General features: G+C 46.2%; 10 protein-coding genes. 7 read left to right on the top strand and 3 right to left on the bottom strand.

Annotated elements, in window-relative coordinates:
• Positions 1–75 precede the first annotated feature (75 nt).
• The gene (mltF, locus tag ACFO4O_RS07565) at positions 76–1587 is read right to left on the bottom strand and encodes a membrane-bound lytic murein transglycosylase MltF (RefSeq protein ID WP_382407054.1); all 1512 of its coding nucleotides are present in this window, start codon (positions 1585–1587) and stop codon (positions 76–78) included.
• A 162-nt stretch (positions 1588–1749) separates the two neighbouring features.
• Between mltF and purL the strand changes: the two genes are divergently transcribed.
• The gene (purL, locus tag ACFO4O_RS07560) at positions 1750–5682 is read left to right on the top strand and encodes a phosphoribosylformylglycinamidine synthase (protein WP_382407052.1); all 3933 of its coding nucleotides are present in this window, start codon (positions 1750–1752) and stop codon (positions 5680–5682) included.
• Positions 5683–5741: 59 nt separating this feature from the next.
• Here the strand turns inward: purL and smrA are convergent, their stop codons facing one another.
• Both smrA and ACFO4O_RS07550 read right to left on the bottom strand, forming a co-directional pair.
• On the bottom strand, positions 5742–6338 hold the full coding sequence (smrA, locus tag ACFO4O_RS07555) for a DNA endonuclease SmrA (RefSeq protein WP_382407050.1): 597 nt from the start codon (positions 6336–6338) through the stop codon (positions 5742–5744).
• A 35-nt stretch (positions 6339–6373) separates the two neighbouring features.
• Positions 6374–7024 carry an HAD family hydrolase gene (locus ACFO4O_RS07550; protein WP_382407048.1) on the bottom strand — a complete coding sequence of 217 codons (651 nt, stop codon included), beginning with the start codon at positions 7022–7024 and terminating at the stop codon, positions 6374–6376.
• A 366-nt stretch (positions 7025–7390) separates the two neighbouring features.
• Between ACFO4O_RS07550 and ACFO4O_RS07545 the strand changes: the two genes are divergently transcribed.
• From ACFO4O_RS07545 to ACFO4O_RS07520, 6 genes are all read left to right on the top strand, one after another.
• Positions 7391–7723 (top strand): DUF883 domain-containing protein, encoded by a 333-nt coding sequence (locus ACFO4O_RS07545; RefSeq protein ID WP_382407046.1) that lies wholly within the window; start codon positions 7391–7393, stop codon positions 7721–7723.
• A 9-nt stretch (positions 7724–7732) separates the two neighbouring features.
• Positions 7733–8293: a hypothetical protein gene (locus tag ACFO4O_RS07540; protein ID WP_382407044.1), complete on the top strand. Its 561-nt coding sequence runs from the start codon at positions 7733–7735 to the stop codon at positions 8291–8293.
• On the top strand, positions 8290–8565 hold the full coding sequence (locus ACFO4O_RS07535) for a hypothetical protein (RefSeq protein ID WP_382407042.1): 276 nt from the start codon (positions 8290–8292) through the stop codon (positions 8563–8565). Before ACFO4O_RS07540 ends, ACFO4O_RS07535 begins: the two co-directional genes overlap by 4 nt.
• A 90-nt stretch (positions 8566–8655) precedes the next feature.
• The gene (locus tag ACFO4O_RS07530; protein ID WP_382407040.1) at positions 8656–9789 is read left to right on the top strand and encodes a sensor histidine kinase; all 1134 of its coding nucleotides are present in this window, start codon (positions 8656–8658) and stop codon (positions 9787–9789) included.
• 4 nt (positions 9790–9793) lie between these two features.
• The gene (locus ACFO4O_RS07525; RefSeq protein ID WP_382407038.1) at positions 9794–10627 is read left to right on the top strand and encodes a LytR/AlgR family response regulator transcription factor; all 834 of its coding nucleotides are present in this window, start codon (positions 9794–9796) and stop codon (positions 10625–10627) included.
• A 194-nt stretch (positions 10628–10821) separates the two neighbouring features.
• Positions 10822–13434: a glycoside hydrolase family 3 protein gene (locus ACFO4O_RS07520; RefSeq protein WP_382407036.1), complete on the top strand. Its 2613-nt coding sequence runs from the start codon at positions 10822–10824 to the stop codon at positions 13432–13434.
• Positions 13435–13498 lie beyond the last annotated feature (64 nt).

Genomic DNA, 13498 nt, shown 5'->3' with positions numbered 1-13498 from the left:
TCGCTAAAATTTAGGCGTTCAGACTAAATGGCAATCGCTGGGGTGCGACAGGTGTTGGTTCTGCTACTGCTACGGCTAGTTTTGCGGCATTGGCTGCTCATCCTGCTCGGCCGGTGCGTCTAAGTCTTCTTCCAGTGGAGACGCTTCATCCTCGACAGGGCTTGGTGGCTGTTCTTCTTGCATTAGGTCTGGAAGACTTTCTTGCTGTTCGAGCCACACAAGGCTGTCGTAGTAGCGCCGTATATTTTCAACATAATTAACGGCTTCATCGCCTCTGGCGTAACCATAGCGCGTGTTTTGGTAAAAACGTTTTTGCCGCAAAAGAGGAAGATGTTTTTTAACGTCAATCCACAAATCAGGATTATAACCTTGTGCTTCGGTGATTCGTCTAGCGTCTTCTAGATGTCCCAAACCTACATTATATGCGGCCATGGCAATCCAAATTTTATCGGGCTCCTGAATGCGAGCAGGGATGCGTCTAAGTAGGCTACTAAAATAGCGAGCGCCTCCGCTAATGCTTTGTTCAGCGTCAGTGCGCTTAGTTACGCCCATGTCTTTGGCAGTACCACGAGTTAACATCATCATGCCCCTAACCCCGGTGGGTGACTTTGCTTTGGGGTCCCAGTGACTTTCCTGATAGGCCATTGCGGCAATAAGTCGCCAGTCGAGGTCGCCGGCATGTGCCTCAAACATGTCTCGATACTTAGGTAGCGTATTGGTGACTGCGCGCATGAAGGCTCTAGTATCCACAAAATCGAACTTGCGAACGTGACCGAAGTATTTATCTTCTAATACCGCTAACTGTCCGCTACGCTGCATGCTCCCAAAATATTCAAGCAAGGCGGCGCGCAAAGAATCATCGGTTTGTTTGTTCAGTAGCCATGCAATTTGCAACGTGTCGGTGACCGAAAAGCCAATACCTAGATTGGGAAAACGTCGTCTAGCCACCGCCAAAATGTTCGAGTCGGATATGGTGTAGTCAAGTTCGTCGTTAGACACCATCTCAAGTAGCTCTTCAATATCTTTGTCGCTCGTTTCATTCCAGCTTATCTGCTTTCTGTCTCCCACAGCTTCTACAAGGGGTTCGCGGTAAAGATCGTTTGCGATGATGGTTAAGTCGCCCTCAAGCTGTTCAATGTCGCGCGGGCGGTTTTTACCCTTGCGGTACACTAATTCAAAATTTAGGTTTTGATAGGCAGGACCAAACTTGTATTTTTTCTTGCGCTGCTCGGTCATGGTGATGTTAGCAGCCACTAAATCTAGCCGGTTTGCGTCAAGCTGTGCGACCACTTGTCTAAAATCATAGTAGGGATAGACTTCGAGTTTTACGCCTAAATAATCGGCGAAACCCTTGGCTAATTCGTATTCAAAACCCTCTGCAGACGTTGCCCCATAATAATAGGTAGTGCGTCCATAGATTGACCCCACTTTTAGCGCGCCATCCTCTAAAATGCGGCCTAGTGTTGAGTCATTGGTGTAAGGCGAGCAGCTTACCAGCAAAACAAGCAAGCCTGCCGCAAGCGCCGCGCGGCATAGAAGAAGTATAGGTGCGAACATTTTGCGCAAAAACGCTTGATCAGATTTCATGTTAGGCATTGTGAACAAAAGCTAAGATTTAATCCAGCCTAGGATTTCAAAAAACCGTAAATAGCCTATTTAATGACTTATCAAACAGGCCGTATTCCACTATAATTCCCAAACTTTTTACAGCTGTTTTCAGCTATCGCTCTTGTAATATGGACCTTGTCTATGCTCACCTTGTTTGGCTCTTCTGCACTTTCCGGCTTCAATCAGCAAAAACTCATAAAACAATGCAAACAAAATGGACTCGAGTTGCGTGATATCAGCGCTAGCTATGTGCATTTTGTTGACTGCCACGATAACGCTGCGTTCAGCGAGCAAGAAACCGAAGTACTAAACAAGTTACTCACCTACGGACCTGCCTACGATAATACGCACGAGCTGACGCCTGATGTTTTAGTTGTGCCTCGCCCTGGCACCATTTCGCCATGGTCGAGTAAGGCGAGCGATATCGCGGCAAACTGTGGTTTAACACAAATAAAGCGTATCGAACGCGCCGTTGCGTATTACTTTGAGCTGGAAGGTGATTCTGCAGGTGAGAGTGAACAAGCTCACAAACAAAAAGCGTTGGACGTTCTGCTACCACTTATTCATGACAGAATGACCCAGAGCATTTTTTATTCAACCGAGCAAGCCGAAGCGCTCTTTACCCAGACCCAAGCTAAACCCTTTACCCAAATAGATGTACTTAGCGAAGGCAAAGCAGCGCTAGAAGCAGCCAATCAACAGTTAGGTTTAGCCTTAGCGGATGACGAAATTGATTATTTGCTTGAGAGTTTTTTAAAGCTAGGGCGAAATCCTAACGACATTGAACTGTACATGTTTGCTCAAGCAAACTCAGAGCATTGTCGCCATAAAATCTTTAACGCAGACTGGACAATTGATGGCAAAGTCCAAGAAAAGTCTCTGTTTAAGATGATTAAAAATACCTTTGAGCATACGCCCGAGTTTGTATTTTCAGCTTATAAAGATAATGCAGCGGTAATGGAAGGATGGGACGCAGGGCGTTTTTATCCTCATTCTCACGACGATAGTTACGACTACCATCACCAGCCCATCGATATACTGATGAAGGTTGAAACACACAATCATCCTACAGCAATATCGCCATTTCCTGGCGCCGCCACAGGTTCGGGCGGGGAAATTCGCGATGAGGGTGCCACCGGCAGAGGGTCTAAACCTAAAGCGGGATTAGTGGGTTTTACCGTATCTAATTTACGCCTTCCCGATGCAGAGCAACCTTGGGAACAGGCCTATGGTAAGCCCGAACGTATTGTTGATGCCCTAGATATTATGATCCATGGCCCCTTAGGCGGCGCGGCGTTTAACAATGAGTTTGGTCGGCCCAATATATTAGGTTATTTTCGAACTTACGAGCAGCGAGTTAATAGCTTTAACGGGCAAGAAGTCCGTGGGTATCATAAGCCCATTATGCTTGCCGGCGGTCTCGGTAACATCAAGCGCGAGCACATTGAAAAGGGTGAAATCACCGTAGGTGCTAAATTGATTGCGCTCGGTGGACCTGCCATGAATATTGGCTTGGGCGGCGGTGCGGCGTCATCGGTGACCTCCGGTCAAAGCAGCGCTGATTTAGATTTTGCTTCTGTACAGCGCGAAAATCCAGAAATGGAGCGTAGATGCCAAGAGGTAATTGACCGCTGCTGGCAGATGGGTGATAGCAATCCCATTCAGTTTATTCACGACGTAGGCGCAGGCGGATTGTCAAACGCCTTCCCTGAGTTGGTCAACGATGGCGGACGCGGCGGGATATTTGAAATTCGCAATATCAACTGCGACGAACCGGGTTTATCGCCGCTAGAAATTTGGTGTAATGAATCACAAGAGCGCTACGTCTTGTCTGTTGCACCTGAAAACATGGCAGTATTCACTGACATTTGTGAGCGCGAGCGAGCGCCTTTCGCCGTTGTTGGTGAGGCAACGCGTGAGCAGCATCTTACCTTAAGCGACCGCTTGTTTGGCAACAAGCCTATTGACATGCCGCTTGACGTTTTGCTTGGTAAGCCACCAAAAATGCACAGAGATGTTGTTAGCACGCAGTCTATTGGTGATGATTTTGATGCATCTACCCTAGATACACTTGAAGCGGCAGAACGTTTACTACAGTTGCCTACTATTGCAGAAAAAACCTTTTTAATAACCATTGGCGACAGAAGCGTCACCGGTATGGTTGCGCGTGACCAAATGGTAGGACCGTGGCAAGTGCCCGTGGCCGACGTGGCTGTGACCACATCTGCGTTTGATTCCTATCAAGGCGAAGCGATGGCGATGGGAGAGCGCACGCCCGTTGCGCTTATTAATTACGCGGCATCGGCGCGATTAGCGGTAGGCGAGACCCTGACTAATATCGCCGCGGCAAACATTGGTGACATAAAACGCATCAAACTTTCAGCAAACTGGATGGCCGCCGCGGGTCACCCCGGTGAGGACGCCGGTCTTTATGAAGCAGTAAAAGCGGTGGGTGAGGAGCTTTGTCCGGCATTGGGGATCGCTATTCCTGTGGGTAAAGACTCAATGTCTATGAAAACCGCTTGGCAACAAAGTACAGACGGTAAAACTGAAGATAAATCAGTAACCGCCCCGTTGTCACTTGTGATCACTGGTTTTGGCGCGGTGAAAGACGTGCGAAAAACGCTTACGCCAGAGTTGGCACCTAATCTCGATTCAAAATTATATTTGCTCGATATATCAAGAGGTAAGCAGCGCCTAGGCGGTTCATGCTTGGCACAGGTTTATTCAGCCTTGGGTAACGAAGCGCCCGATGTGGACAGTGCAGCAGATTTACTCGCATTTTTTAATGCCGTCCAAAAGATGCTCCAACAAGGGCTTTTGGATGCCTACCACGACCGTTCAGATGGCGGTTTATTTACCAGTTTGGTGGAAATGGCATTTGCTGGAAAAACCGGTTTAAGCATCGACATAAGCGCGCTGGGTGACAACAGTAACGCAAGTCTGTTTAATGAAGAGCTAGGCGCGGTATTGCAGGTGAGTCAGGAACATATTGGCAGTGTGCAGAGCATATTGCATGAATTTAACTTGGGCGAGTGTTTCCATGAAGTAGCGGCACTTAATCAAACAGATCGCATTGAGATAGCCCACAATGGTAAGACCATTTTGAGTCAATCTCGCACGCATTTGCGTTCGCTGTGGGCCTCAACGACATTTGCGATGCAGCAGCTACGCGATAATCCTGAATGCGCGAAGCAAGAGCATGAAGCAAAGCAAGACGCAGCAGACCCAGGTTTGCACGCACACTTGAGCTTTGATATTAATGAAGATGTTGCTGCACCGTTCATTATTAAAGGCGTGAAACCAAAGCTAGCGATTTTACGTGAGCAAGGCGTGAACTCTCATGTTGAGATGGCTGCTGCGTTTCATCGAGCCGGTTTTGAAGCTGTCGACGTCCATATGAGCGATTTAGCTAGCGGCAGAAAACACTTATCAGCCTTTAATGGCTTGGTCGCATGCGGCGGATTTAGCTATGGCGATGTGTTAGGCGCGGGCGAAGGCTGGGCGAAGTCGATACTTTATTCAAACGCTCTGGCTAAGCAATTTGCCGAGTTCTTTGAGCGCAAATCAACCTTCTCTCTTGGCGTATGTAACGGCTGTCAGATGCTTTCAAACCTAAAGTCACTGATACCTGGGGCAGCCAATTGGCCTCATTTTGTTAACAACGCCTCTGAACGTTTCGAAGCTCGCTTCGCCATGGTAGAAGTGCTTGAATCACCCTCGGTTTTCTTCGCTAATATGCAGGGCTCCCGCATGCCCATTGCAGTGTCGCATGGTGAGGGGCGCGCTGAGTTTTCTCATTCTCAGCAGCTCAATCAACTGCAAAGCGCAAATCAAGTGGCGCTGCGCTATGTAGACAACTACGGAAAGCCTACCGAGCGCTATCCAGCAAATCCTAATGGCTCGCCTATGGGCATAACAGGTTTGAACTCAGAAGACGGTCGCGTCACAATAATGATGCCTCACCCAGAGCGTGTATTCAGGGCAGTAACAAACTCATGGCGTCCAGCGCACTGGCAAGAGGATAGCCCGTGGATGCGTATGTTTAGAAACGCACGCAAATACGTGGGATAACAAAATTCATACAGCAAAGATCAACAGACTCTAGCCTGTTTTGACATTTTGCAAGCAGGCTAGAAACGCTTTTGATGCCTTTCTCGGTTGATAAGTTTTTGATTAGCGTGCTTTTTTAAAAGCACGTAAACCGAACCCAGCCCGCCATGCTGTTTTAAGGCGGTGTGAAAGGCAATTACCATTTCCATCTCACGCAGCCATTGGTTTACGTAGCTTTTCATAAAGGCTGGAAAGGGTTTACTGTTAATGCCTACGCCGTGGTCAATTAATACGCAGCGAACCCCTCGTTCGTGAGATTCCTTCAGTGTGCTGTATATAGTTAGGCGAGCATCGTCAAAACTCAAATGCTTGAGCACTAGACGCGAGTCGATATCGTATTTGCCCAACCTTAAATTCTTGTATACGCCTTCTTGAATACCATCTTGTTTGTAGGTAATGAAATCATGTGGTTCAACAGGTTTAACGTATTCAACACTCAAGCCGTTGTCGTCGAGGGCGATCTGTTTTTCGAGGGCTTCTCGCTTCAATCGCTGGGCAAGCGTTTCTGGTGTTTTGTTAGGCAGATGCACCTTGTTTACATTGTTAAGCGGCTTTACGTCTTGCATCTGTTCAAAAAACGAGAGTTCATCATCGCGCTGCTTGCTACTGTTATTCATAGCGCTCACTCCTTGGGTTTAACGCACACTGCCAACTAAAATAACTCATAGGCATCAGAGAATGAAGTTAATACGCGATAGCATTGATTTTTGATTAGAACATCAAGGTCGACTAAATCAGGTATAGCAACGGTAATACAGCCTGCGCTTATTGCTGACTGTAAACCTACGCTTGAGTCTTCAAATACCAAGGTATGCTCGGGTGCCACATTGAGCTTTCTGCAGGCGAGTAAATATGGGGCTGGAGCGGGCTTTGGGTCGTCAACGTCTTCAATGGTTACGATGGTGTTAAAGTCGGTTAAGTACCCTGAGCGCTTAAAGCTCAGTTCAGTGCCTTTGCGCTCGGCGGATGTGACCAGACCGATAGGCAGCTTCAGCGTTTTGATATGAGCGAAAAAATCTTCAAACCCTGGTTTAAATGGAACGCCCGCGTCATAATGTTTGCGGATATTGGTGCGCAAGGTAGAGAAAAACGCCTCCCAATCAAAATCCTTGGGGAGCATGTCTCGGGCCATGTCAAAGCACTTTTGCGTAGGCACGCCCACAAATGTTTGGTAATCGGCCTCGCTAAAGTCCACGCCATGTTCTGTCATGCTGGTCATCCACGCCGTTTTATTGGCAAATTCACTGTTTATAATCGTACCGTCTTTATCAAATAAGATGGCGTCTATCCGTATTTTACTCAAGTGCTCTTGCTCCTAGCTTTTGTAATTTTTGCTGTCGACGTACTCATTATACGTCATGCCTTGGCGTTTTTAGCTAAATTACTCACGCAACTATTTTGAAAACAATTTACAAGACCGCTTACAAAACCGCTTACAAAACGGAAAGCTTTATACGTTAGTCGGTATAAATTTCACATCTTGTTAATCTCTAGCTATTTTGTAAATTATAAGTGCATGAAAATGCTAGATAAATATTTTATTAAATTGATGGAATAGCTTTTGCTTTTGTCTTCAGTGAAACGGGCTGAATGTGTTGCGCGATGCAAACAAGCAACAGTTATTACAGCCTAGCATTTCACTAAAACTTAATGATAAAAGGAGAACATCATGGCAACTGCAACAAATACAGCAAAAGGGTCAGTGGCACAAAAACGCACAAAAACAACGCAAGCCGATTCGTCTCACCCCGTGGCTGATAAAATTAAAGATACCTTGCATGATTCGGTAGAAACCCTATCTGAAAAGGCGGCAAGTGCAGAGCAAGGCCTACGCGATTCTATGGAGAAAGGGTCTGAAAATTTTGAAGAGCGTAAAGCGCAGATGGAGTCGAGTTGGAACAACTCAAAAGTGAAGCAGTTTGCGGTTGAAAATCCTGTGAAAACGGCAGGTCTCGCATTTGCTGCAGGTGCATTGCTAGCTTCGTTCCTGCGTTCAAAATAAGCAAGAGCGATGAATCAGTCTACATACGCTGAGTCGAATCATCATGAGGGTGCGAAGGCTCCTCATAGCGACGTTCCTCATGGTGATGCCTCTCGTGAAAAACATGGTGGCGAGAGACCGAACACGTTTGAATCTGCGAGCAACGAAGCTGGCAACGATTCAGGCGACTCGCTAGAGCAACCCATTGGCCAGCACGCTTCTTTTATCGATACTTTTGCTAGCTTTGAAGATTATGCTCGATTTCAAACGGTGCGTTTACGCTCTGTTCAAAAGTTGATAAAGGCTGAGTTTGCCCTTGCCAAAAAAGCGCTACTGGTGTCTTTTATGTTGGCGATTGTTGTGGCACTTCTTGCCTTTTCAGTGTGGATGGTGATCAACATTTCGATTTATTGGATGGCCACGCATTTAGGCGCGATGATGCCCGTTGCTTTAGCTATTTTAGGGGCCTTGAATCTATGCTTACTCTGGTTTGTAGCAAGTGAATTAAAAAAAGCATTAGCCAATGTAAGTCTAGGCAAATGCCTCGATATGCTGAATGTTAAATACGATAATAGCGAGGTCAGCAAATGAGCCTTTTTCTTATGAAAGAACAGACCGACTTGCTGTCACTTGTAGATAAGCACAAAGTGCTTGAAAACCTAAACGACAGTAAAAAACAACGAGCGAAGGCTAGGGTAAAAAAGCTGCTTCTCTCAAAACGGGGTCTAGGGCTTGCCTTCGCTATGGGTATCTCTAAAGAGCTTTTAAAACATGATGACGCAGGGCAATCGCCTTCGTCTAAATCAAAAAATTCAGCGCGTTTAGCTAGAGCTGGATTAAGCGCTTGGCTGTCAGGAACTTAACTTAGCAATCGCATTATTTTAATTTGATTTGCTTGCAATCTTCAAAAACTATCGCCTACTATGTTTCAAAATTGTTAATAGTGACTGAACATGCAGGCATCCATTTTAACCGATATACCAGACGACTTTCCGCCGGAATTGGTCGACAAAAAGAACCCGCTTAATAATATTGACAATCAGTTCTGGGTGCTGCAGGCAGGCGGCTGGATAGGATATACGGGCTTAGTATTTTTGGCGATTATCCATCCGCAACTCGCGCAGGCAGATTTCAGTCTTTCCAAACAATTATCAAATCTTTTGATAGAGGTGCTGAGCGGATTTACCTTAACCACTATTCAGTGGGTGATGATTAAACGCATTGTGCACCTACCTCTCAGGCTTACTCTTTTTGTAAGCTTTTTTACCGCTGCGATTTTAGGCATCATGCTTAATGTGATAAAACTCGCGTCCTACAAACACATCGTGTTTGGGCAAGTGTGGTACCAAGAGTTTAACTTGCTTGAATTTGGTGGCTGGCTGTTGTTCTCGGTTGCAACCATGTATGTGTTTACCGCCATTTTTTTTATCATGCTCTACAACGGACGCTTGCGGGCAGAGCACGAGATGCTGCTGCGCGCACAAACCTCAGCAAAGGAAGCGCAGCTTCAGATGCTGCGCTATCAGCTTAATCCTCATTTCATGTTCAATACCTTAAATGCGATATCTACGCTTATTTACAAAAATGAAAATGACAAAGCGAATGAGATGTTAGATAGGTTGTGTTCGTTTTTTAGGTTTTCACTGTCGCAAAAAAATGAAAAAGAAAACGTGTTGAGCGACGAACTCGACATCTGCTCCTTGTACTTATCCATTGAAAAAGTGCGTTTTGGCGAGCGTTTAATAGTGGAATATGATGTTGACGCCGTTGCGGCGAATTCACTTGTGCCAAGCTTTTTGTTGCAACCGCTTATTGAGAACGCCATCAAATACGGCATTGAGTCGCGAAAAGAGGCCGGCAGTATCATCATCAAAGCAAGAAAGGTCAAAGAGCAACTGCACCTTAGCGTTTACAATCAAGGCGGCGAAAAGCAAACGAAAAACACAGAGGGATTGGGCATTGGTCTTAGCAATACCAGAGCTCGCCTTAAAAATCTGTACAACAAACAATGCGACTTGCTTATTTCAACGCTCGAAGACAACGCCACCCGCGTCGATATACATATGCCCTACATGAGAAGAAAATAATAAAATGCAGGAATCAACCATACGTGCCGTCATTGTTGACGACGAACCCCTCGCCATTGAAGGCTTAAAGCTGAGACTAGAAAAAATAGGCGATTTGGACATAGTTGGTGTTGCCACAAACGGCGACGATGCTATTACGGTATGTCAGCAACATCAGCCCGACGTACTCTTTTTAGATTTAAATTTGCCGGGAATTAACGGTTTAGAGGTTGTGTATGCCTTGCAATCAGACACTATGCCCTTAATTGTATTTGTCAGCGCTTATGGCGAGTTTGCGGTAAATGCATATGAGCTCAACGCAATTGACTACATCTTAAAGCCAGCTAATCTAGGGCGCTTGCAGCAAACTATGGAGCGCGTGCGTGCCCGACTTCACCCTGCACGCGAGAATCAAGAAAAATACAAACTGCTCTCGGCGCTGGGTAAGCTATCTGGTTTGCGGCTAACCGAGCTTGAAGACTGGTTAGACAAAGATGAGCCTTTGCCCGTATTGAATGAACAGGAACTTATTCTTAAAAATTCCGACAATGAGCAGGTATTTGTGCCGGTATCAGATATTGATTGGGTAGACGCGGCGGGCGACTACATGTGCATTCACACCAGTCAAGAAAACTACATTGTTAGGATCACCATGAAAAAACTGAGCAGTCAGCTAAACGACCAGCTTTTTCAGCGCATTCATAAGTCTACCATCGTGAACGTATCGCGGATTAAGGGTATTCAATCGCTCAGAAACAATGAAAGCATGTTGATTTTGGATGATGATGTGAAGCTGAAAGTGAGCCGAAATTACAATCTGCAAATTCGAAAGGTCATAGAAGAACGGGCATTAAGCTGACACTACCAAGCCGCACCTTTTATCTTAAAAATCACTCCATTTAACGCAAAATATCTTCGTTTATGAATTGCGTCGCATGTCTGGCGCAATATAGCGCATTTCAATTGCTGCATATTTTTTAGTAACGCATCATTAACAAAATTTAAACATTGCCACTTGAGCATCCTCAACTAAGGTACTTAAAGCTAAGTTATATGATTGCAAACGTACTGAGATTCACCATCATTTTTGCCGTGCTAGGGGGCCTTCTCGCTTCTCCCCTTATCAAAGTGCACGCCGATTCTGCGGCAAACAGCGAAATCTCTAAGTCACTCAGCAGCGCCGCTCATACTGAAAATGACGTTTCTATCTGGCCAGTCCTTGAGGTCGACATAGACAAAAATGAAGCGCTTGAGCAAACCGTTGCCCAGCTTCTCTCGACTATGACCCTTGAACAAAAAATTGCGCAAATGATTCAACCTGAAATTCGCGATATTACCCCAGAGGATATGCGTAAATATGGCTTTGGGTCTTATTTAAACGGCGGTGGTTCTTTTCCAAATGGCAACAAACATGCAAGCGCGCATGACTGGATTAAGCTTGCAGAGCAAATGTATCAAGCGTCTGTAGATAATTCTTTAGACGGCTCGTCTATTCCTACCATGTGGGGCACCGATGCCGTGCACGGACACAACAACGTTATCGGGGCAACCTTATTCCCGCACAACATTGGTTTAGGTGCCATGCAAAACCCAGAATTGATAGAGCAAATAGCACAGGTCACGGCTGCAGAAGTGATGGTGACGGGTATTGATTGGGTGTTTGCACCTACCGTTGCCGTGGTTCGAGATGACCGCTGGGGAAGAACTTATGAGAGCTATTCTGAGAACCCTGAGATTGTTAAAACCTACGCAGCATCTATTGTGCGAGGCTTACAAGGGCGCCCGGGAATCGATTTTTTAAACGATGAGCGCGTTATCAGTACCGTCAAGCACTTTGTTGGTGATGGCGGCACGGTGGCTGGAGACGACCAAGGTGACAATGTTGCAAATGAAAAGGCATTGTACGAAATACATGCCCAAGGCTATGTAGGCGGTTTAACCGCAGGTGCTCAATCGGTTATGGCGTCGTTTAATAGCTGGCACGGGGAGAAACTCCACGGGCATCGTTATTTGCTGACCGAAGTACTAAAAGAGCGAATGGGCTTTGATGGATTTGTTGTGGGTGACTGGAACGGCCACGGTCAAATTAAAGGATGTAGCGAACAGGACTGCGCGCAGGCGGCAAATGCTGGCCTTGATATATACATGGTGCCAACAGGGGCTTGGAAGCCGCTTTACTACAATCTTATTGAACAAGTTAATAATGGCGTAATCCCCTTAAGCCGAATTGACGATGCGGTAACGCGAATACTGCGCGTAAAAGTGCGAGCCGGCTTGTTTAATAAACCAAGCCCAGCAAAGCGGGCGCTCTCGGGTAAAACTAATGTGATTGGTCAAACTTCTCATCGCGACATCGCCCGCCAGGCAGTAAGGGAGTCTTTGGTGTTGCTGAAAAACCGAAATCAGCTACTGCCTTTGTCGCCAAGCCAGCGCGTGCTTGTTGCCGGTGACGGGGCCGATAACATTGGAAAACAGTCGGGTGGCTGGACGATAACTTGGCAGGGTACAAACAATACCAATGATGACTTTCCCGGCGGCACTTCAATTTTAGACGGTATTCAAGAGCAGGTGGAGCGCGGCCAAGGAAGTGTAAGCTACAGTATTGATGGGCAATACACCGAAAAGCCCGACGTGGCGATTGTTGTATTTGGTGAAAACCCCTATGCGGAAGGACATGGAGATAGAGAGCATCTTGACTATCAGCACGGCGAAAAATCCGATTTAGCCCTATTAAAGCGCTTGAAGTCAGCCGGCATACCGGTAGTGTCAATTTTTTTAAGTGGTCGTCCTATGTGGGTCAATGCGGAGCTTAACGCAAGCGATGCATTTGTTGCAGCTTGGCTTCCGGGGTCTGAAGGAGCGGCGATAGCGTCCGTTTTATTTACCGATCCATCCAATCGTGTGCAGCACGATTTTAAAGGCAAGCTACCTTTTTCTTGGCCAAAAAGCGCCCATCAGGCCGCGGTGAATGTTGGCGATACTCACTACGACCCTCTATTGCCATATGGTTTTGGTCTGCGCTACGGCGATAGCGACATGCTTGCGTACGATTTGGATGAAGATAATCATGATACATCGGATATTGAACAAGGACTTGCCCTATTTAGTGGTGCCTTAAAAGCCCCATGGCAGTTTGAATTAGTGTCGGGCTCAACAACCTCAAAAGTTGTTTCAAACACCGCTAGTTTAGCTAGCGTAGATTACCGAACCATTGATAAAACGATTCAAGAAGATGCCATTTTGCTCAGTGCCGAGCGCTCTGAGCAACTGCAAGGCATTCAAATAACCAGTAGTAATAACATGCCCAAAGAAGGCATGAGCTTAAGTGCTGAGGCCAATTATCAGCTCAGCTTTTTATTAAAACTCGATTCATCCATTCCAGAGCGATTGATGCTCGGAATGGGTTGCCGGGCAAATCAAAGTATCAATAGCGCTGAGGATAGCTGTATGGCAGCCGTTGATATTGCACCTTTGCTCAGCAGGCACTTAACAGGAAAGTGGGAATCATTTGCGGTAGACGTAAATTGTTTTACGCAGCAGGGAGTAATGACATCGGCGTTAACTATGCCTTTTCAGCTTCTTTCAAAAAATGCGTTTAATTTAAGTCTCAGCGATATTCGCTTTGAGCCTTCAAGCTCAAATACGACCTCACTTCAATGCGAATAATGTTTACACATCGCTAAGCTTTGGCTGCAAACGCACACGTAGTATTTTGCTATTTGGCGATGCG

It is taken from the genome of Glaciecola siphonariae, assembly GCF_042652645.1.
GTDB classification, from domain to species: Bacteria; Pseudomonadota; Gammaproteobacteria; order Enterobacterales; family Alteromonadaceae; genus Glaciecola; species Glaciecola siphonariae.
This window is presented reverse-complemented; position numbering and strand designations above follow the sequence as displayed.